The sequence below is a fragment of the Pandoraea sp. PE-S2R-1 genome (genome assembly GCF_002179865.1).
Taxonomy (GTDB): Bacteria; Pseudomonadota; Gammaproteobacteria; order Burkholderiales; family Burkholderiaceae; genus Pandoraea.
This window is the reverse complement of sequence record NZ_NGUR01000007.1, coordinates 210,684-230,710: the sequence shown is the minus strand read 5'-3', so window position 1 is coordinate 230,710 and position 20,027 is coordinate 210,684. Positions and strand designations below refer to the sequence as shown.

The following is a 20,027-nucleotide window of genomic DNA, read 5'->3' as shown; positions in this document are numbered from 1 at the left end:
CACCCCGCCAACATGAGCCTGACGAAAGAAAAAACGCTCGAATTGCTGTGGCAGCGCATGGCTGAGCGCGGCGACTTCCCGTCGCTGCAACGCTCGGTCACGGGCATCGTGTCTGCCATGCAAAGCGAAAACACCAGCACTGCCGACCTGGCGTCGTCGGTGCTGTCGGACTTTGCCCTCACCCAGAAAGTGATCCGGCTGGCCAATTCGGCCATGTACGCTCCGTTCGGCTGCAACGTGACGACCGTCTCGCGCGCCATCATGATTCTGGGCGTCGATACCATCGGTCACCTGGCGCTGAGCCTGAAGCTGCTGGAAGGCTTCGGCGAAGTCGCCTCGCGCCGTGACGATATGGCGCGTGAGCTTGCTCGCGCCACCCTCGCCGGGGCCTTCGCACGCGACATTACCGCCAAGAACGGCATTCGCGACGGAGAAGAAGCCGTGGTCTGCACGCTGCTGCATCATGTGGCACGCCTGCTCGTGACTTACTGCTTCCCCAACGAATGGGTCGAGATTCAACGTATTTCCGCCGAAGAAGGCATCAGCGACAGCGATGCCTGTGAGCGCGTGCTCAGCATCACATTCCCCGAGCTGGCCGAAGCGGCCGCACGCAAGTGGGGCCTGCCCGAGTCGATTGCGACGAGCATGCGCCCCATCGATCTCGAAGGCGACGCGCCGCTCTCGCACGCCGATTGGCTGTGCGCGGTGGCGAACATGTCGAACGAGATGGTGACCGAACTCACCCGCGGTGCCGATCCGGCGCGTCTGGCCGAGCTGGCCGAGCGTTACGCCGACCGGCTCGCGCTCGACATCAGCGAAGTGGTCTCCGTGGGCGAAGAGATGGCCCGCGACACGAGCCATCAGGAATTCATCGCGATCAGCACCCGCGCCTCGAACAAGAATCCGCCGCCGGCCGGCAAGCCGCTCGACTCGGCACGGCGTCTGGCCGACGGGCTTTCCGAAGTGCGTGCCGCGACCGGTGAGACCGATGCGGTCGGGCTGCTCAACCTGACGTTGGAAGCGATTCTGCAATCGCTTGGCTTCGTCAATTGCGCCGCGTTCGTGCGCGTGCCGACCAGCAAGGTCTTCGAGATGCGTTTCGGCATCGGGCGCGACGTGCAGCCGCTGCTGGGCCTCACGTTCCCCGAGGCGTTCGAGCCGGACGTGTTCCATCTGGCGCTCACCAACGGCCGCGCCATCCTGATCGACAATGCCCGCGAGCCGCGCATCGTGCCGCGTATCCCGATCTGGCATCGTCAGCATTTCGCGCATGTGAAGTCGTTCTTCCTGCTGCCGGTGCGTCAACGTAACCAGACCGTGGCACTGCTCTACGGCGATTGGGGCGGCGCCCTTTGCGCGGGCGGCATCGGCGCGAAGGAAATGGAGTTTCTCCACCACATGGGCGAAGAGATTTCCAGCAAGCTCGAGAGCGCAGCACAGCACGGAGGTGCCGCGCCTGTCACCGCCAGCGACTCGCTTCGCAAGCCGACCGGTACCACCGGCACGCGCTGATCTCACAGGCTTGCGGCCATACGCCGGGAGCAATCTTTAGTATTCGGGATTCGATATATGCCGAAGCCACGCCGTGGCTTCGGCATTTGCTCGCTGGACGATTCGGGCACCTCCGTGTTGCGGCCTGCGCCATCCCCACCCTCTGCGGCATTCACGCAAACCCCATACGCGACAAGGCTTTTCAGCCGATCTGGTGCAGTGCTCGGCAACGGCATACCATGTCGCCAATACCGCAGTTTTTCTCCATCGTAAAACGCATTGCACGGCTCGCCTGACGCGCGCTGCCGCACCGGCTTGTTTTTGACTGCACTCGCTGTGCGTCAATAAAAAATTTACGCTCGGTTCGCCATGTAACACAACGATGTCCCACCGTAACGTCGGAACAGGAGAAGACATGACGCAAACTGCCGCAGCTGCACCGGTGCATCCGGTCGACGAGCGCCTGCCGCTCCCCAAGCTGTTCACGCTGGGCTTGCAACACGTGCTGGTGATGTATGCGGGAGCGGTGGCAGTACCGCTGATCATCGGCGGCGCGCTCAAGATGTCGGTCGACCAGATTGCCTTTCTGATCAATGCCGATCTGTTTGCCTGCGGTATCGCCACGTTGATCCAGACGCTCGGCCTGTGGATCTTCGGCCTGCGCCTGCCGATCATGATGGGGGTGACCTTCACGGCCGTGACCCCGATGATCGCCATCGGCACCAACCCCGACCTCGGCTTGCTCGATATTTACGGCGCGACGATTGCGGCGGGCATCATCGGTATTCTCATTGCGCCATTCATCGGGAAGTTGCTGAGGCTATTCCCGCCGGTGGTGACCGGCACGGTCATTACCGTGATCGGCATTTCGCTCATGGGTGTGGGGATCAACTGGGCGGCGGGCGGTTTCGGCAACCCCGACTACGGCAATCCGCTCTATCTGGGCGTGTCGTTTGCCGTATTGCTGTGCATTCTGTTCATCACCAAATACGTACGGGGTTTCTTCTCGAACATTGCCGTGCTGCTCGGCATTCTGTTCGGCACCCTGATCGCGGTGGCGCTGGGCAAAGTGTCGTTCACGGGCGTGAGCGAAGCGGCGTGGTTCGGCTTCGTCATGCCGTTCCACTTCGGCGTGCCGCGCTTCGACCCGATTGCCATTGCCACCATGACGCTGGTGATGCTTGTGACGTTCATCGAATCGACCGGCATGTTTCTCGCCGTGGGCGACATCGTGGGGCGCCCGGTCGATCAGAAGACGCTGGTGCGCGGCCTGCGGGTCGATGGGCTGGGGACGCTGATTGGCGGCGTCTTCAACACGTTTCCGTACACCTCGTTCTCGCAGAACGTGGGGTTGGTTGGCGTGACGGGCGTGAAGAGCCGCTGGGTGTGTGCGATGGGCGGGTTGATCCTGATCGCGCTCGGACTGTTCCCGAAGGTGGCGCACGTGGTCGCATCGGTGCCGCAGTTCGTGCTGGGTGGCGCGGGGATCGTGATGTTCGGGATGGTGACGGCCACGGGCGTAAAGATTCTCTCGACCGTCGATCTTTCGAAGAACCGTTACAACCTGTACATCATCGCGATCAGCATCGGCGTGGGGATGATTCCGGTGGCCTCGGACAAGTTCTTCATGAAGCTGCCGCATGCGTTGGCGCCGTTCTTCCACAGCGGGATTTTGCTGGCGTCGATCAGCGCGGTGCTGCTCAACTTCCATTTCAACGGGCTGCGTAGCGAAGAAGAAGCCAGCGCGCTCGCCCAGGAAGCCGGCCGGCAGGCGGACGCGGCGCATTGATGGCTGTGGCGGAAGCAGCGGAATGAATAAGGGGGCATGCGTGCCCCCTTGTTGATTTCTGGCTCAGGCGGCCGCCAGAAGATGCTTGGCGTTGCGCTTGATCTCGCGTAGCTCGTCGGCGATTTCCGCTCTGGCAATTTCAGCGTCATAGTGATTTTGCAGATTCAGCCAGCTCTGCGCATCGACGCCGAAGAACGCGCCGAGTCGCAGTGCAGTATCGACAGAAATCGACCGCTTGCCGAGCACAATCTCATTGATACGGCGAGGGGGCACGCTGATCGCCTTCGCGAGCGCGTACTGCGAGAGGCCCATCGGGCCGAGCCAATCCTGCATGAGGATCTCGCCCGGTGTCGCCAAAGGTATTTGTCGGGTCATGCTGGGTCTCCGGGAAACATTGCGGAATCGATCGCGATACCGCGAAAGCTCCATCCTATCGAAAACCCCTCAATGAAAATTCCGACTTGAGATGGTCAGCTCGCCCAGCATCGATGAGAGATCGATCAGGCGGTGGGCGACCAGATGCATCACGCGCTCCTCGCGTTGCCATACCCCTTCCACGCCCAGTAACGACGACGCCAGCAATTCCTTGCGTTGCGTCTCGACCAGATCGGGCCACACGATCACGTTGATGATGCCCGTCTCGTCTTCCAGCGATACGAATACCGTGCCATTGGCCGTGCCCGGCCGTTGCCGTCCCGTCACGATCCCCGCCGTTCTTACCCGCCGCCCATGCACCGCATCCGCCTGCAATTCCTTCGCGGTACGTACGCGCATCTTCTCGAGCTTCTCGCGCAACAACATCAGCGGATGCCGGCGCAACGTCAGCCCTGTACTCGCGTAGTCCGCCACGATGTCCTGCCCTTCCAGCATCGGTGGCAACACCACCCGCTCGCCGGCACTCCCCGGCACGGCGTCGCGCAAGGTCGTCGCCCCCAGCAATGGCGTCGGGGGCTGCCACGCTGCCACCGCCCAACGCGCCTGACGCCGGCTGCCCAGCAGCCCCGATAACGCATCGGCCGCCGCCAACGCATCGAGATCGTGCCGCGATAACGCCGCGCGCGCCGTCAGATCGTCGATGTCGGTAAACGGCCGTTGCCGGCGCGCCCGCTCAATCGCCGTCGCACCCTCGCCAGACAATCCCTTTACCAGCGACAACCCCAACCGCACCGCCGGACGCCGCGCGTTGCCATAGCGCCCGATGCGCGCCTCGGGCAGCGAGTCGACATCGCTCACGCACACATCGACCGGACGCACTTCCACCCGATGCCGCCGCGCATCCTGCACCAGTTGCGACGCCGAATAAAACCCCATCGGCAAACTGTTGAGCAAGCCGCACAAAAACATCTCCGGTGCATGGCATTTCAGCCACGCACTCGCATACGCCAGCAACGCAAAACTCGCGGCGTGACTCTCCGGAAAACCATACTCACCGAAGCCCTCGATCTGCCGGCAGATGGCCTCGGCAAAATCACGCGGATAGCCGTTCTTCAACATGCCGTCGATGATCCGCGTCTGGAATTTCTCAAGCCCGCCCTTGCGCCGCCACGCCGCCATCGACCGTCGCAACTGATCGGCATCGCCGGCCGTGAAGTCGGCCGCAATCATCGCGACCTGCATCACCTGTTCCTGAAAAATCGGCACACCCAACGTGCGCTCCAGCGCCGCCTTGATCTCCTCGCGCGGATACTCGACCTTCTCCTTGCCCTGCTTTCGCCGCAGATACGGATGCACCATGCCGCCCTGAATCGGCCCCGGCCGCACGATCGCGACTTCGATCACAAGGTCGTAATACTTATCCGGCTTCAGACGCGGCAGCATGCTCATCTGCGCACGCGATTCGATCTGGAACACGCCGATGGTGTCGGCGCGGCGAATCATGCCGTACGTCGCCGGATCTTCTTTCGGAATATCGGCCAGCGTCATCGGCACGCCGCGCCACGCACCCAGCAGATCGAGCGTGCGGCGCAACGCACTGAGCATGCCGAGCGCCAGCACGTCGACCTTGAGCAGCTTGAGTGTGTCGATGTCATCTTTGTCCCATTGAATGACGTAGCGCTTCTCCATTGCCGCCGGGGCAATCGGCACCAGCCGCGAGAGCTTGTCGCGCGAGATCACAAAGCCGCCCACGTGCTGCGACAAGTGACGCGGAAAGCCGATCAGCCGCGCCACCAGATCCGCCCATAACCGCGTGGTCGGTGCATCGGGCGAGAGCCCCTGCGCCGCCATCCGCGCGAGCAGATTCTCGCGGCCATCCCACCACTGCTGGCTCTGCGCGACCTGCTCGACGATCGACAGATCAATACCCAGTGCCCGGCCCGTATCGCGCACCGCACTGCGCATGCGGTAGCTGATCACGGTGGCCGCCAGCGCGGCACGGTCCACGCCATATTTGTTGTAGATGTACTGGATGACCTCTTCGCGCCGCTGATGCTCGAAGTCCACGTCGATATCGGGCGGCTCGTTGCGCTCTTTCGACAGAAACCGCCCGAACAACAACTTCACCTGATCGGGATCGACTTCGGTGATGCCAAGGCAATAGCACACCGCCGAGTTGGCCGCCGAGCCGCGCCCCTGACACAGGATGTTCACGCTGCGCGCGAAGCTCACGATGTCGTAGACCGTCAGGAAATAAGGCTCGTATTCGAGCTCGCCAATGAGCTTGAGCTCGTCTTCGATGATCTTGCGAACCTTCTGCGGAATGCCCCCCGGGTAGCGGCGCTTCAATCCGGCTTCGACCTCCTGACGCAGATAGGTCGGCGGCGTGTGGCCGGCCGGCACCAGTTCTTCCGGATACTCGTAGCGAAGACTGCGCAGATCGAAATGGCAACGCGAAGCAATGACAATCGTCTCGGCAAGCGCCTCGGCTGGATACAGCCATGCAAGCCGCAAACGCGCTCGCAGGTGCTGCTCCGCGTTGGCCGTGAGCGCCAGCCCGCACGTCTGCACCGGCTGACCCAGCCCGATGGCGGTCAGCGTGTCCTGCAAAGGCTTACGTGAGCGCACATGCATCAACACGTGGCCGGTGGCGACGAGTGGCACGCCGCACTCGGTCGAGATAGCGCGCAGTTTCGCCAGATGGGCTTCGTCGTCGGCCCGATGACGGCGCTCAAGCGCAAGCCACACGCGCCCCTCGCCGAAGGTCGCCGCTGCCCAGCGGGTTTGCGCAAGGATCTGCGCTGCGCTCGCGTCGGCATCGGGCACGAGAATCAACAAACAACCGGGCAGACCGCGCAGATGCGCCTGCGCTTCGTCCGGCGCACTGAAGTCGCGCGCATGCAGCCGATAGCCACGCTTCGGGCCACGCATGCGCCCGAGCGTAATCATCTCGGAGAGATTGCCGTAGCCCTCGCGATGCTGGGCGAGTGCCACCAGATGCACGGTGCCCAGTGCTTCCCGTTGAGGATCGAGTTGAGTCTCTTGCGTCAGCCGAAATTCGCTGCCCACGATGAGCGATACCGACGGATGCTGCACGACCTCGGCCAATGCCCGCACCACGCCCGCGAGCGAGCATTCATCGGTGATCGCCAGTGCGGTGTAACCCAGATGCGCCGCGCGTGCGACCAGTTCCTCCGGATGCGATGCCCCGCGCTGAAACGAGAAGTTCGACAGGCAGTGCAGTTCGGCATACGCGGGCAAGCTGCCGTCGTCGGCCGCACGCGGGTCGACCGGCGCCGTGGGTTTGGCAACCGCATCGTCAGCACTGTCATCGTTGGCGGCGAGGCCTTCCGTTGGCCCCTGCCAAGGCAAGAAATCGTCGATATCCATGAAAACACCCTTCCGGCTCGCTCAGGCTCGTTCCGGCTCGTTCAGCCGAACAGACCGTGCAGATACCACGCGGCATCCGCCCCGTGGACGGGGCGCTCGCGAAACAACCATAGCAACGCCCCGGTGGTATCGGCCGCAATGAAGTAATCGCGCGTGACCGTGCCCGGCTCCCACCACCCCGCCTCGATGCGCTCGGGGCCACTGACCAACTGCAACGGCCCTTGCCGCCACGGACGCTCGTCGCGCACCATGAGACGCTGCGGCGCATCGAGCAACCACGCTGGGCGAGGCGGCAATGGCGCACGCGCTGCGCGTGCCGCCGCTTCTCCATGGGCGATGCCTAGCGGGATCTCGCCGCGCGAACCCGCTGCCGCCGCCCCGCCCGCGCCATAAGCCACGCTCGCAAACGCCGCTTCAGGCCGGTGGTCGCCACGCACTTGCAGCCGCCGCACATGCTCGTCGCCCAAACGCGCCGCCATGCGCTCGATCAGTTGCACGAAATCCTGCCGGGCGCGTCCCGGCTCGGGCAACAAGCTGCCGCTTAGCGGCACGTGTGCTGCGGTTTGTGTGACATCCAGCCGCAACGTGAGCACCGGCGCGACCAGCGGCGAACGTGCCAATCGCTCCTTACATAGCGAAAGCAGGTGCGCCGGCGCCGCACTCGCCTCGGCCAGCCGAATGTCGAAACGCGTCGGCTCAAGCGTGTGACGCCCGAGCGGCTCATGCTCAAGCACGAGCGTGAGGGTACGCGTCGCCAGTTGCCCGGCCGTCAGCCAGCCGGTGAGTTGTGCGAGCAAGCGGCGCAAGCCAAACAGCAGGACTTCCACGTCGTGCGTAAGCGAGGGCAGCGGCAGCACCGCCTCGAAGTGCGGCGGTGCGCGATACCAGTCCGGGGCTTCGGGGGTTTCGCCATAAGCCCGTGCGAGCGACGCCGGTAACGCCGCGCCGCAGCGGCGTCGCATGCCGCTAGCGGGCAGTGCACGCAATTCGCCCAGCGTTGCACAACCGATCTGCGCCAGCCAGTCGAGCCATGGCTGCGCCTCGGGCAGCAACGCCACGGACAACGGATCGAGTTGCTGCGGCAGCGCTGCCAGCGGCGGTGGCAAACACGGGGGGAGCGTCCCGGTGAGTACTGGGGCCTCCCCCCTGTCGCCGGCACGTGCCAACAGTGCGGCTGCGCTGGCCGTCGCCGCGACACCCAGCGACGCGCGATGCCCGAGAGCATCCGCACTGTCGAGCACCTGTGCCGCCAGCGACGCCAGACCGCCGAACAGGCGCAGGCTCGGCGCGACGTCGATCAGCACGCACTGGTGCGACGCGATCGCGACATCAGGACCGAAACGCAACAATGCCAGCGCCAAGGCTTCGAGCGCGATGGTCTCGGCGGCTTCGTCGCGCTCGTGAAATCGGGCGTGCGGCAACAGCGCGAGCACGCCGCCACGACGCATGCCGGGTTGTACGCCCGCCGCCTGCGCCGCCTCGCTCGCCTGCCAGACGCGCGACTGCGTGAGCACGACCGTCGTGTCGACGTCAGCCCGCGTTGGCGGGGAGGCGATCTCGAGCGCGAGAAATGGCAGGTGCAGGGCGATCCAGCAAGCCATGCGAAACTCCGGAAGCAGAGGCAGAAGGCACCGCAGAAGGTGCCGGTGAAGGCGCTGGCCGTGGGGCCAACGGTACGGCGGCATCGTCCCCGGCCACCGGCTGTGTCGGGTGTTCCGCACGCACATACGGCGCAGGCAGTGTCAGCCAGATCGGCTCAGTACGCGGTGGTCCCCGGCGTTTGTGGAATTGCACGCCGAGGCGGCTGTCCTCGCCCACGCTCAGCCCAAGCCTTAGCGGCGCGGCAGACGCGGTGGCCGCTGCCGTCGGCGGGCGCATGACCCACGCGAGTGCGTCCCCCCCGCCCGCAGCCACCTGAAGCCGCCGGATTTGCTCGGGCGTCGCTGCCGGCAGCCATGCCAGTACGGCCCCGCAGCACGCGCTCTTGAGTGCCTGCTCGGCACACCAGAGCATGTCGCGATCTTCTGCGCGAACACTGCGCGCGCGTGTCGTCGTTCCTGCTGCCGTTCGTATTGCCGTTCGTGTGGTCGTCCGTGTGGACGTTCGCGTTGCCGGTGCCGATCGGGGCGCATTGCGCTCCGGGCGCGTCACCACGCTCAGCCAGCGCAGATCGATGCCCCACCCCGCCAGCGCCGGGGCATACGGCAACATCGGCGGTGCGATGACCATCACCGGCTGGCCCGCTTGCGTGAGATCGCGCAGGGCCGGCGCCAGCAGCCGCCACTCACCGATGCCCGGACGTTCGCTCAACAACTCGGTCACCGCACCATGCGGCCAGCCGGCCCCGGGCAGCTCCGCGTCGAGCGCGGCAAAGCCTGTCGGTTGGCCGGCACGGTGGTATTGCGCCAGTTCACTGGCACGCCACAGCCCGGCGGGCAAAGAGGAGAGCGGCAGGGTCATGACACACCAAAATACTGTATGGATATACAGTATAGCAGGTAGAACGCTATTGGCGTGTCTGTGTGGGTGTTGAAGAGGTGTCGATGAGGCCGATAAAAACGACAAAGCCCCGATGCGGCGGGGCTTTATCGTCTGTTGGTAACTTCAGCCGGCAATTTCAGCCAGTCGAGCGATGCGCACGCCAGTCAATCAAAGCATGCGACCGGGCGCAGGCCAGGGCTAGAAGGCAGACTTCAGCCAGAGGATGGTGTTCGGCGTAAGAAGCAGAACAATCGCGAAGAACCCACTCGGCTCGCGCAACCAGCTCACGAGCGGAATCTCTTCCCCGTAATACCGATCTCCCTTGAGACGAGCCCAGCCACCGCCGAATAGCTTGCCGAGCACACCGAGCGTATTGATGAACAGCGCGCCGGCAAAGAGCGTCGCCCACAAGAAGAACAAGCCAAAGGGCAGCACCGCATGCATTTCCGATCTTCGGCCGGTGAACATTTGAATGGCTTCGGCAATCAGCCATCCGACGAAGAGTGCCAACACATAAATCCCAAGCGCACGCTTGCGCTTCGACCCTGTTTCATTCACCGCAACCGATCGCGTAACCTTGCTCATTGTGTTCCCCCGTTATTCGAGCACTGAGCATTCTCTGGCAAACGTCAGCGCCATTCAAGCGAAATACTGAGGGTCGCCACAACACCGGCGTACCGGTATGCTCGTCGTCAATCGCGCGCTCTCACCCTCCCCCCTCATGCCATTGCCGACCACTGCCACTGCGCCGTTCTGTCCCGCCGAAGTCAAAGGCAGCATCGTGATCGACGCCAGCGAATCGCGCTGGCGCAAACTCAAACGGTTTGCCGGCCCGGGCCTGCTCGTCGCCATCGGCTATATGGACCCCGGCAACTGGGCCACCGATATTCAGGCAGGATCGCAATTCGGCTATTCGCTGCTCTGGGTCGTCGCGCTCTCGAGCATCGCCGCCATCTTTCTCCAGATGCTCGCGGCCCGGCTCGGCCTCGTCGCCGGCCGCGATCTCGCTCAGGCCAGTTATGAACGCTACGGCCGCGCCGGACGCATCGTGCAATGGGTCACAGCGGAAGTCTCGATCATCGCCTGCGATATCGCCGAAGTCCTCGGCTGCGCCCTCGCCTTCAAACTGCTGCTCGGTGTGCCGATTGCGTGGGGTATCGTGCTCACCGCATTCGACACGATGATCGTGCTCGGCTTGCAAGGCAAAGGCTTCCGGCAGATCGAAGCCATCGTGCTCGGGCTCATCGCCACCATGGCGTTCTGTTTCGTCGCGCAAGTGGCGATGGTACCGCCCGACTGGCACGCCGTGGCCGCCGGACTCGTGCCCGGCGCCCCCAGCCACGACCGGCGCGATGCCATCGTGCTAGCCCTCGGTATCGTGGGCGCCACGATCATGCCGCACAACCTCTACCTGCACTCGTCCATCGTGCAGACACGACGCGTGGTCGGCGGCAAACGCGGCGACTTCCGCGACACGCTCGCGCTCGTGCGCATCGATACGTGGGTGTCGCTCGTGATCGCCATGTTCGTGAACGCCGCCATCCTCATCCTCGCGGGCTCGGTCTTCCACGCGAGCGGCCAGACGAGCGTCACCGATATCGAACAGGCTTATCAGCTCATTACGCCCATTGCGGGCAGCGCGGCAGCCTTCCTCTTCGGCATTGCCCTGCTCGCCTCGGGCCAAAGCTCCACGCTCACCGGGACGATCGCCGGCCAAGTCATCATGGACGGCTTTCTGCACATGAAGATCCCCTGCTATCAGCGACGTCTGATCACGCGCGGACTCGCACTCATTCCCGCGTTGATCGGTGTGCTGTGGCTGGGTGATGGGTCCGTCGGCAAATTGCTCGTGTGGAGTCAGGTGCTGCTCAGTCTGCAATTGCCGTTTGCGATGTGGCCGCTCATCCGCTCGGTCAGCGACCCGCGCGTGATGCAGGGCAATACGATCGGGCGGCCCACGCAAGTCGTTGCGTGGGCGCTGTTCATCGTGATTACCGCGACGAACCTGCTGCTGATCGTCGGGTTGGATTGAGAGAACGACGTGGCGCAGGCGTGCAAACACTTAGTTGCGTACCTATGCCGATAAACGCATCGCCATCTCTGGGTAGATGCCTAAACCGCGCCCAACTTGAACAGGCTAAAACGCCTAAGCAGGCCTGACACCTATAAGCCGAGATCGCTCAGCCCGGGGTGATCGTCGGGACGGCGGCCGAGCGGCCAGTGGTACAGCCGCTCGTGCTCGGCGATGCGGGTGTCGTTGATGCTCGCGTGGCGCTCGGCCATCAACCCCTGCGCGTCGAACGCCCAGTTCTCGTTGCCGTAGGAGCGAAACCAATTACCGGAATCGTCCCGCCACTCATAGGCGAAGCGCACGGCAATCCGGTTTTCGGTAAACGCCCACAACTCCTTGATAAGCCGGTAGTCCAGCTCGCGCTGCCACTTGCGCGTCAGGAACTCGACGATCTGGTCGCGGCCTCGCGGAAACTCCGCACGGTTGCGCCAACGGCTGTCGGCGGTATACGCCAACGCGACGCGCGCCGGGTCGCGCGAATTCCAGCCATCTTCGGCCATTCGCACTTTCTGCATGGCCGTCTCGCGGGTGAACGGCGGAAACGGAGGACGGGCTTCACTGTCTGCCATGGCAACGCTCCTTTCGAAAATAGGAACACGGGTGGTGCGAGTGTATCGCCAAGAGAACAGCGATGCTCGTCACCCCCAGCACCCCAAATCTGCGTGCTAAGATCAGCACCCCTTACCAATGCGGTTTTATAAAAAAGCAGAAGTCGGTAAGGCAGCCAGCGAACCAGGAAATCAGCGCCCGCCGCGACTGTGCCGTTGCACACCGCCTGCCGGGCGCCAGGACATCTACAGGGGTATCACCGTGCAAAACAAGAAGTTCAGCATCGCGCTGCCGGGCATCGCCGCGGCCGCCATGCTCGCCATCGGCGTACTCGGCGGTTGCGCCACCGAAAGCTCGCGCTCCGTTGAAGTTGCCAAGGTCGAAAGCGCCAGCCGTCCGTTCGTCGGCGTGCGTACGCCGATCGCCGTGGGCAAGTTCGACAACCGCTCCGCCTACATGCGTGGTGTCTTTTCCGATAACGTCGATCGCCTCGGCAGTCAGGCCAAGACGATTCTGATCACGCATCTGCAACAGACCAACCGCTTCAACGTGCTCGACCGCGACAACATGGCCGAGATCCGTCAGGAAGCCGACATCAAGAAGACGCAGCAGAAGCTCAAGGGCGCCGACTACGTGATCACCGGCGACGTCGTGGAGTTCGGCCGCAAGGAAGTGGGCGACAAGCAGCTCTTCGGCATTCTCGGCCGTGGCCGCGAACAGATTGCGTACGCCAAGGTGAACCTGAACGTGGTGGATATCGCCACCTCGGAAGTCGTCTACTCGAGCGGCGGTGCGGGCGAATACGCGCTGTCCAATCGCGAAGTGATCGGCTTCGGCGGTACGGCAGGCTACGACTCGACGCTCAACGGCAAGGTCCTCGACCTCGCCATGCGCGAAGCCGTGAACAACCTGGTGACCGGCATCGAAAGCGGCGCCTGGAAGCCCGGCAAGTAAGCCAGCCCCAATTCCATTTGCAGCATGTCACCGGCGTTGTCACTGACGACGCCGGCTTCGCACGCCACGTGCAAGCCGGCGCGTCTTGTGACACCGCACGCAGACACGTTCATCAGGACTCCATCACCATGCAACGCAAGTTCTCATTCGGGCGCGCCGCCATGGCCGCCGCCCTCGGTGGCGCCGTACTCACCGGCTGTGCCACCGCGCCGAAGCCCCTGTACGACTGGGAAGGCTACCAGCCGCAGGTCTACGAATACTTCAAGGGCGAATCGAAGGAAGCGCAGATCATCGCGCTGGAGCGTGACCTCGAGAAGATCAAGGCCGCCAACAACGCCGTGCCGCCGGGCTATCACGCGCACCTTGGCCTGCTCTACGCCTCGGTTGGCAAGTCCGACAAGATGGTCGAGGAATTCCAGACCGAAAAGCAATTGTTCCCTGAGTCGGCCGGCTACATCGACTTCCTGCTCAAGGACAAGACGCCCAAGACTTCCCAAACGACCAAGACCCCCGAGGTGAAGCAATGATCGCCCGTGTTCTCAAATGGATGACGGTGGCCGCACTGGCTGCCCTCATGACCGGTTGCGCAGTGAATCAGGCCAAGTACGATTACACCGCGTTCAAGCAGAGCAAGCCGAAGTCGATCGTGGTGCTGCCGCCGCTGAACGAGTCGCCCGACATCGACGCCACCTACAGCGTGCTCTCGCAAGTGACGCTGCCGCTGGCCGAAGCCGGTTACTACGTGCTGCCGGTGACGCTCGTCGACGAATCGTTTCGCCAGAACGGCCTGACGGTCGCCGGCGACATTCATCAGGTGAGCCCCGCCAAGCTGCATGAAATCTTTGGGGCCGACGCGGCGCTCTACATCAAGATTTCGCAGTACGGCACCAAGTACATGGTGCTCGACAGTGCGACGGTGGTCACGGCATCGGCAGAACTCGTCGATCTGCGCACGGGCGCCAAGTTGTGGAGCGGCACCGCGTCGGCATCCAACAACGAAGGCGGCAACAGCAGCGGCGGCGGGTTGATCGGCATGCTGGTCACGGCAGCCCTCAAGCAAGTCATCAACAGCGTGACCAATGCCGGCTATTCTGTCGCCGGTACGGCCAACGCACGGCTGCTTTCGGCGGGTCGTCCGAATGGCATGCTCTACGGCCCTCGCTCGCCGAAATACGGCACGGACTAAGCACGTCTCGCGCTCGTATGTTTTGCCCCGGGGTGGTGCGTACTGCGCCGTCCCCGGGTTGCGCCGGATTGGGCTCACGCCTGCCGGCGCCTATAGTGATAACGCATTACACGCAACACACGCATTACCCGGACCGATAGCCACACCGCGCGCCCAAGCGCGGGAATGCATCGCAAGACGCCATACGCCGTATGCCATACACCGCCGTCGATACGCGCTCACGCGCGTGTTTGCGTGCGTTGGCACGGGTTTATGTGCGCAGGCGTCGTGCTCAGGTTTCGTCCGGGAGTCACCATGTTCAGCCTCATCACTCGCTTCATCAGCATCTTCCGTTTCAGTCACCTTCCCCGCACTACCCTCACGTTCAGCGCATCCGGCTCACTCGCCGCGCTCTGCCTTTGTGCCCTGTCGCCCGTCGCACACGCCGACCCGATGCATTTGTCCGACATCAAGCAAGCCAACGGGCAGCAACTCTCCGTCGACGACTTGCGTTCGCTGATGCCGGGCGCGCACATCACCAACCTGCTCAACAACGGCAGTACGCGCAAATGGGTCAACGAGACCGATGGCTCGCTCAACGCCACCACCGATAACAAAGGCGGCATCGGCTCCACTACCCGCACCGTGCAGACCGCTCACGCCACCGGCACGTGGTCAGTCAATGACAACGGCTCTTACTGCGTGAATCTGGAGTGGCGCTCGCTGACAGAGAACTGGTGCCGGTTCATGTTCAAGGTCGGCGACAAGTATTACGGCGTGCCGTCGCTCGCCAACGGTGCGGCCATGGCCACGGAATTCAGCATCGAGAAGTGATCAAACGCGACCGCCAGACGATAAAACGCCCCGGGGCTGCGAACAGCACCGGGGCGCGACTGCGTCGACTGCGTTTTCCGTCGTCAGTGTGGCAGAGGGGGCAACGCGACGGTCAACTCAGAAGTCCGTCGTCATCGACATCAGGAAGGTGCGCGGTGCACCCAGCGTCAGGTAGTTGCTCGACGACACGCTCGACCAGTAAGCCTTGTTCGTCACGTTGAGCACGCTCACGCGGAACGTCGTCGGCTTGCCGTAGATCTGCATGGCGTAGCGAGCCCCCAGATCGAAGCGGTCCCACGCCGGAATCGACGCGCTGTTCGCAATGTTGGCATACTCGCGGCCCGTATGAATCCAGCGGGCATTGAGCGTGAGGCCCGGCACCCAGGGCACGTCGTATTCCGCACCGAGGTTGTACTGGAACGTGGGTACGCCCACCGGACGATTGCCATTGGTGGCCGCGCTCGACTGGTTGAGCAACTCGCCGTCGATGTACGAGACGCCGGCAATCACGCGCACGTCCTTGACCGGGCTGCCGTACACCGAGGCTTCGACGCCGCGATGGCGCTCCGACCCATCGGCCACGTAGAAGTTGGCCGCGTTGGTGTACGCCGACGGCTTTTCGATCTGGTAGAACGCCACCGATGCGCCGAAACGCGCAGTGTCGTACTTCGCGCCGAATTCGTACTGCTTCGAGCGGTACGGCGGCAGCGACTGGCCATAGTTGTTCGTGCCCTGCGGCGCGGTCGAGCCCGCCGCCAACCCTTCACTGCGGTTGGCGAAGAAGGCCACGTTCTGCCACGGTTTGAACACCAGACCGAACACCGGCGTGGTGATCGAGTCGTTGTACGCCAGTGTCTGCACACCGGTGTAGCCGTAGTTGTTCACGCCGATGGACTGATGACGCACACCCACCGTCGCCAGCACGCGGTCGTTAAAGAAGCCCACCGTATCGGACACTGCCACGCTGCGCAGCAACGTGAGTGCCGTGGTCTGCGGATCGTCGAGATTGCCGCCCTTGAGCGTGGTGGCCGGATACGGCACCTGCGGCGGGTTGACGAAGTTCGTCGAGAACGCTCCCGCATACGTGTAGGCCGACTGCGAATCGAGGCGCGTGCCCGAGACACCCGCGCTCACGAAATGCGACACCGGGCCGGTGGTGAAACGCCCTCGCACGCCGATTTCCCCCGAGAGCGCGTCTTCCTGGTGCGGTGCGTTCAGGCGCGTGGCGGTAATCGTGCTGGGCGAGCCTTTCCACGTCGGGTTCGAGTACTCGCCGTTCTCGTTGGTGTGACGCACGCCACCGGTGATGTACGCGGTCCAGTTCGGCAGGAAATCGTACTCGGCACGCACGATACCGACGTTATCTTCCAGTGTGGTGTAGCTCCACGACTGGGCGTAGTTCGACGTGGCGGCCGGAGGCGGGGGCAGCACATTGCCCGAGAAGTTGTACAGCGCGCGGCCCGAGCCGATGTGTTCCTTCTGATACAGGAAGTCGGCCGACACCCGGACTTTGTCGCCGCGCCAGTCGAGCGCCACGGCAGTGGTATTCGAGTTGGAATGCTCGCGGTCAACGGACGTCTCGCCATCGCGCACAGCCTGATTCACGCGAATACCGAACTGGCCTTCACTGCCGAAGCGGCGGCCGACGTCCACATGAGCCCCCAGCTCGCCGGACCCGCTGGTGTCGACCGTCACGCGCGTGAGCGGTGTGTCTTCCGCACGCTTGAGCTGAAGATTCACGCCGCCACCGATCGACGAGCCGCCCGGTGACGCACCGTTCAGAAACGCGTTGGCGCCTTTGAACAATTCCACGCGCTCAAGCGCTTCGGTCGATACCAACTGACGCGGCGTGATGCCGTAGAGACCGTTGAGCGAAATGTCGTCGCCGGCGAGCGTAAAGCCACGAATCACGAAGGTCTGCGCAAAGTTGCCGAAGCCCCGCGACATGCGCACCGACGGATCGTTATCCAGCACGTCGGCCAGCGTACGGGCCTGCTGGTCCTCGATCATCTTCGACGTGTACGCGCTCATGCTGAACGGCACGTCGAGATTGTTCTGATTCCCCAGCACGCCAAAGCTCATGCCGCGCGCCACCTGACCGCCGACATACGCGGGCGGCGGATCATTCGGCGAGGCTTCGCGGGCACCCTGCACGGTGACGGCGGGCAACGCCACGTCGTTCTGTGTTGTGGCATTGGGCGTCGCAGATTGCGCGATGGCACCCGCAGAGAACACAAGCGAGCCGAACGCCAGCGTGACAGCGGCAACCGTCGGGCGCAGCACCGGGTAGCGTGCACCGGCAGCGGCGGACGCAAAAGCGCGACCGCGTGCAACACGCGTCGGCAGAGACAAACTGGTGAAGTCAGACATGAAGGGGTACGACTTGAAGAATACGTCCCGGCAAGCGAGGCCATCCGGGACTGGAAGCGTTTCGTCGGCGGCGGCCTTCATACGACAAAGCGCGCTGCCGCCGACAACACCGACGTCTTGGAGCCAGCCCTCGCGACAGTATTTTTCACGCGACAGCTCAACTCGCCTGAAGTTTAATGAGAATCATTACTGTTATCAATTACTCAAATACAACTCAGTGAGCCTGTTATTTATGGGAGGTCAGGCAATACGCGTGTTTCGGTGGGCGATGATGGAAATGCTCACCGGACCGTTGAGCAGGATGCGTTGGCTGTGTGCGACAGCGTTCGCAGGAGAGGCGTGGGAGGTGTTGCCGGAGACGTAATCGACAAAGCCCGCCAATTGGCGGGCTATTGCGTGAGCCAGTCCCGGAACTGCGAGGACATGGCATCCGGACTCACGGCTGGGGCGCTGTCGCACGTCATCACAACGATGACGGGAATCGCCCAATGTGACGATCGACCAGCCTGATTGCGCCAGCGACGACCGTTCGTCCGGAAGGACTTGCTTGACTACTTTTTAGCGGCTGATTAGCTGCTTAACTACTTAGTAACCGGCGGTTTCGAGCGCGCGGATACGTTGTTCCAGCTCAATGATGTCCTTCGACTCAGCCAGGAACGATTCACGACGACGGCGTTCTGCGGTTTCAAACCAAGTGTTCACGACTTCAAACAGGGCGGCAAACATGACGTTTCTCCAATTCATTTAGTGTGCTGCATCGCAGCAGTGCTTCGCATTATATAGGGTTTTCCCGTAAAGGGTTAGCCCCGATATGTGAAAACCACACAAATTCTGCTAGAGCGTCACTTCGAATACAGTCGATTCCAAATTAATTGCTTAAAAATCATATAGATAATGATTTTTCACGCCCTGTAAAATCGCCTGCGGCAGTCCGTCGCGGGGTGCCGATCAAAAAACAACAGATCAAAAAAAGCGCCGCTGTTGCGGCGCATCATGAGTGGTCCGAGGCGATGCGCGAGCGCTTAAGAGCGCCGCGCCGGCCGGCTTAGCCCTGTGGCACATGGCACGCCTGAGCGTCCCCGTCTTTGCCTGACGTCCCGGATGGCGCCCCGGTGGTGTTCTCTGACGCCGCGGCTTGCTGCACCGGCACATTCGCTGCGCCAGCGGCGGATGCCACCGCACTGGCGCCCCCGGCCGATGACGTCACCGGCATCGATGCAGCCGATGCTGTCGATGCCGTGGCAGGCGTCGGCAAGGTAGCGGCGGCAATGCCCTCGAGAATCGGGCAGTCGGGACGATCGTCGCCATGGCAATGCACGGCCAGATGGGAGAGCGTGTCGCGCATCGCGACCAATTCCCCGATACGTTGATTCAGCTCGTCGACATGCGACTGCGCGAGCGCCTTGACCTGCGCGCTGGAGCGCCCACGGTCCTGCCAGAGCGCGAGCAACTGGCGTATCTGATCGATGCCGAAACCCAGCCGCCGCGACTGGCGAATGAAACGCAGCAGATGCAGGTCCTGCTCGCCATAACGCCGATAGCCGGCGTCGGAGCGCGGGCTCGGAGGCATCAGGCCGATACTTTCGTAATACCGGATCATCTTGGCCGTCACACCGCTGGCCTGCGCCGCTTGTCCGATGTTCATAGCTGCCTCACAGGGGGGATCGAGGGTTGAACGGCGGGGTGGAAGCACCATTCATTGACGCCTTCTCATTATCCGACGGCATAAGCCGGGCGCTGATGGGCGAATGATCGGAGATTCTCGACCAGGGGCGGCCATGCAACACCTCCGCCCCTTCAATATCAAAACCGCGTGCGTAAATGCGGTCAAGCCGTAAAAGCGGTAAACCGCTCGGAAAACTACGGGCAGGACGCCCCACCCGGTTCTGAAAGACCTCGGTCAGCGCCAGTTTCTCTGCGAGCAACCGGTCCGCCTGATTGCTCCAGTCGTTGAAGTCGCCAGCAATGATCAGCGGCGCATCCGCCGGAATGCCGTCTGCCACCCGCTCCGCCAGCATGTCGAACTGACGGCGCCGTCCGGGCCCGGCCAGCGACAAATGCACACAAAGACAATGCAAAGGCTGTCGCAACCCCGGCACCGCGATTTCACAGTGCAACATGCCGCGCTTTTCAAAACTATAGGTGGTGATGTCGTGATTGTCCGATCTGACGATCGGATAGCGGCTGAGAATGGCATTGCCGTGGTGTCCGTGCTCGTACACCACGTTGCGCCCATAAGCGTGGTCGCGCCAGATACCCCCCGCCAGAAACTCGTGCTGTGGCTGTATTGGCCAGTTGCTGTGGCGCGAGGCATGGCGCTGATGCATGCCCTGCACCTCCTGCAAGAACACGAGATCCGGCGCGAGCCCTTCCAGCCCGGCGCGCAACTCGTGGACCCGCAGACGGTTGAATGCGGAAAAGCCCTTGTGGATGTTGTAACTCGCGATATGCAGACTATTCATATTCGGCAGCATGGACCTGACGCCGGAAGACAGACGATATCAAGCAGATGAGGTCGCTTTCGGCGAAATTCAAGTCACGTTGAGATCTGGGCGCCG

Annotated in this window: 16 protein-coding genes and 1 pseudogene; 7 read left to right on the top strand and 10 right to left on the bottom strand. The window is 63.0% G+C overall.

The genetic code is table 11. The features are described from left to right. The first annotated feature begins 12 nt into the window (after window positions 1-12). Complete coding sequence (locus tag CDV44_RS03685) at window positions 13-1,512, top strand: HDOD domain-containing protein (RefSeq protein ID WP_087686710.1); 1,500 nt, start codon at window positions 13-15, stop codon at window positions 1,510-1,512. Between the two features lie 394 nt (window positions 1,513-1,906). Further along, window positions 1,907-3,280: a nucleobase:cation symporter-2 family protein gene (locus CDV44_RS03680; RefSeq protein ID WP_058377848.1), complete on the top strand. Its 1,374-nt coding sequence runs from the start codon at window positions 1,907-1,909 to the stop codon at window positions 3,278-3,280. Window positions 3,281-3,343: 63 nt separating this feature from the next. Here CDV44_RS03680 and CDV44_RS03675 read toward each other — a convergent pair whose 3' ends face one another. The 5 genes from CDV44_RS03675 to CDV44_RS03660 form a co-directional block, all read right to left on the bottom strand. After that, window positions 3,344-3,655: a HigA family addiction module antitoxin gene (locus tag CDV44_RS03675; RefSeq protein WP_087686709.1), complete on the bottom strand. Its 312-nt coding sequence runs from the start codon at window positions 3,653-3,655 to the stop codon at window positions 3,344-3,346. 69 nt (window positions 3,656-3,724) lie between these two features. After that, complete coding sequence (locus tag CDV44_RS03670; protein ID WP_087686708.1) at window positions 3,725-7,045, bottom strand: error-prone DNA polymerase; 3,321 nt, start codon at window positions 7,043-7,045, stop codon at window positions 3,725-3,727. A gap of 41 nt (window positions 7,046-7,086) precedes the next feature. Beyond that, window positions 7,087-8,646 (bottom strand): DNA polymerase Y family protein, encoded by a 1,560-nt coding sequence (locus CDV44_RS03665; protein ID WP_170935841.1) that lies wholly within the window; start codon window positions 8,644-8,646, stop codon window positions 7,087-7,089. Beyond that, entirely contained in the window at window positions 8,576-9,505 is a 930-nt protein-coding gene (locus tag CDV44_RS27955) for a damage-inducible protein (RefSeq protein WP_170935840.1), read from the bottom strand. The genes CDV44_RS03665 and CDV44_RS27955 overlap by 71 nt, the downstream gene beginning before the upstream one ends. 219 nt (window positions 9,506-9,724) lie before the next feature. Then, entirely contained in the window at window positions 9,725-10,111 is a 387-nt protein-coding gene (locus tag CDV44_RS03660) for a hypothetical protein (RefSeq protein ID WP_087686706.1), read from the bottom strand. A 136-nt stretch (window positions 10,112-10,247) separates the two neighbouring features. On the opposite strand from CDV44_RS03660, the gene CDV44_RS03655 reads away from it, so the two are divergent. Beyond that, entirely contained in the window at window positions 10,248-11,558 is a 1,311-nt protein-coding gene (locus CDV44_RS03655) for an Nramp family divalent metal transporter (protein ID WP_087687208.1), read from the top strand. Window positions 11,559-11,689: 131 nt separating this feature from the next. Here CDV44_RS03655 and CDV44_RS03650 read toward each other — a convergent pair whose 3' ends face one another. After that, entirely contained in the window at window positions 11,690-12,166 is a 477-nt protein-coding gene (locus CDV44_RS03650) for a nuclear transport factor 2 family protein (RefSeq protein ID WP_087686705.1), read from the bottom strand. A gap of 292 nt (window positions 12,167-12,458) precedes the next feature. On the opposite strand from CDV44_RS03650, the gene CDV44_RS03645 reads away from it, so the two are divergent. From CDV44_RS03645 to CDV44_RS03630, 4 genes are all read left to right on the top strand, one after another. After that, entirely contained in the window at window positions 12,459-13,100 is a 642-nt protein-coding gene (locus tag CDV44_RS03645; RefSeq protein WP_087687206.1) for a CsgG/HfaB family protein, read from the top strand. Window positions 13,101-13,228: 128 nt separating this feature from the next. Then, window positions 13,229-13,627, top strand: a complete 399-nt coding sequence (locus tag CDV44_RS03640) for a DUF4810 domain-containing protein (RefSeq protein WP_087687203.1) — start codon at window positions 13,229-13,231, stop codon at window positions 13,625-13,627. Then, window positions 13,624-14,286, top strand: coding sequence for a DUF799 domain-containing protein (locus CDV44_RS03635; protein ID WP_087686704.1), 663 nt, complete (start codon window positions 13,624-13,626; stop codon window positions 14,284-14,286). Before CDV44_RS03640 ends, CDV44_RS03635 begins: the two co-directional genes overlap by 4 nt. A gap of 294 nt (window positions 14,287-14,580) precedes the next feature. Then, window positions 14,581-15,099: a DUF995 domain-containing protein gene (locus CDV44_RS03630; RefSeq protein ID WP_087686703.1), complete on the top strand. Its 519-nt coding sequence runs from the start codon at window positions 14,581-14,583 to the stop codon at window positions 15,097-15,099. 117 nt (window positions 15,100-15,216) lie between these two features. On the opposite strand, the gene CDV44_RS03625 is transcribed toward CDV44_RS03630, so the two are convergent. The 4 genes and pseudogenes from CDV44_RS03625 to CDV44_RS03610 all read right to left on the bottom strand — a co-directional run bounded on the left by CDV44_RS03625 (window position 15,217) and on the right by CDV44_RS03610 (window position 19,943). Beyond that, window positions 15,217-17,469, bottom strand: coding sequence for a TonB-dependent siderophore receptor (locus tag CDV44_RS03625; RefSeq protein ID WP_087687202.1), 2,253 nt, complete (start codon window positions 17,467-17,469; stop codon window positions 15,217-15,219). Window positions 17,470-18,054: 585 nt separating this feature from the next. Then, entirely contained in the window at window positions 18,055-18,195 is a 141-nt protein-coding gene (locus CDV44_RS03620) for a DUF3563 family protein (RefSeq protein ID WP_087686702.1), read from the bottom strand. 538 nt (window positions 18,196-18,733) lie between these two features. Beyond that, window positions 18,734-19,114 (bottom strand): annotated as a pseudogene (gene cueR, locus CDV44_RS28385) (Cu(I)-responsive transcriptional regulator); the annotation flags it as partial. 7 nt (window positions 19,115-19,121) lie between these two features. After that, the gene (locus tag CDV44_RS03610) at window positions 19,122-19,943 is read right to left on the bottom strand and encodes an endonuclease/exonuclease/phosphatase family protein (RefSeq protein ID WP_249277393.1); all 822 of its coding nucleotides are present in this window, start codon (window positions 19,941-19,943) and stop codon (window positions 19,122-19,124) included. Window positions 19,944-20,027: the final 84 nt, after the last annotated feature.

Excerpts from the sequence above, each read along its gene's own strand:
- CDV44_RS03685 (WP_087686710.1), top strand. The coding sequence starts at position 13 with ATGAGCCTGACGAAAGAAAAAACGCTCGAATTGCTGTGGCAGCGCATG.
- CDV44_RS03635 (WP_087686704.1), top strand. The coding sequence starts at position 13,624 with ATGATCGCCCGTGTTCTCAAATGGATGACGGTGGCCGCACTGGCTGCC.
- CDV44_RS03680 (WP_058377848.1), top strand. The coding sequence starts at position 1,907 with ATGACGCAAACTGCCGCAGCTGCACCGGTGCATCCGGTCGACGAGCGC.
- CDV44_RS03650 (WP_087686705.1), bottom strand. The coding sequence starts at position 12,166 with ATGGCAGACAGTGAAGCCCGTCCTCCGTTTCCGCCGTTCACCCGCGAG.
- CDV44_RS03625 (WP_087687202.1), bottom strand. The coding sequence starts at position 17,469 with ATGTCTGACTTCACCAGTTTGTCTCTGCCGACGCGTGTTGCACGCGGT.
- CDV44_RS03620 (WP_087686702.1), bottom strand. The coding sequence starts at position 18,195 with ATGTTTGCCGCCCTGTTTGAAGTCGTGAACACTTGGTTTGAAACCGCA.
- CDV44_RS03665 (WP_170935841.1), bottom strand. The coding sequence starts at position 8,646 with ATGGCTTGCTGGATCGCCCTGCACCTGCCATTTCTCGCGCTCGAGATC.
- CDV44_RS03645 (WP_087687206.1), top strand. The coding sequence starts at position 12,459 with ATGCTCGCCATCGGCGTACTCGGCGGTTGCGCCACCGAAAGCTCGCGC.
- CDV44_RS03670 (WP_087686708.1), bottom strand. The coding sequence starts at position 7,045 with ATGGATATCGACGATTTCTTGCCTTGGCAGGGGCCAACGGAAGGCCTC.
- CDV44_RS03660 (WP_087686706.1), bottom strand. The coding sequence starts at position 10,111 with ATGAGCAAGGTTACGCGATCGGTTGCGGTGAATGAAACAGGGTCGAAG.
- CDV44_RS03675 (WP_087686709.1), bottom strand. The coding sequence starts at position 3,655 with ATGACCCGACAAATACCTTTGGCGACACCGGGCGAGATCCTCATGCAG.
- CDV44_RS27955 (WP_170935840.1), bottom strand. The coding sequence starts at position 9,505 with ATGACCCTGCCGCTCTCCTCTTTGCCCGCCGGGCTGTGGCGTGCCAGT.
- CDV44_RS03630 (WP_087686703.1), top strand. The coding sequence starts at position 14,581 with ATGTTCAGCCTCATCACTCGCTTCATCAGCATCTTCCGTTTCAGTCAC.
- CDV44_RS03640 (WP_087687203.1), top strand. The coding sequence starts at position 13,229 with ATGCAACGCAAGTTCTCATTCGGGCGCGCCGCCATGGCCGCCGCCCTC.
- CDV44_RS03655 (WP_087687208.1), top strand. The coding sequence starts at position 10,248 with ATGCCATTGCCGACCACTGCCACTGCGCCGTTCTGTCCCGCCGAAGTC.
- CDV44_RS03610 (WP_249277393.1), bottom strand. The coding sequence starts at position 19,943 with ATGCTGCCGAATATGAATAGTCTGCATATCGCGAGTTACAACATCCAC.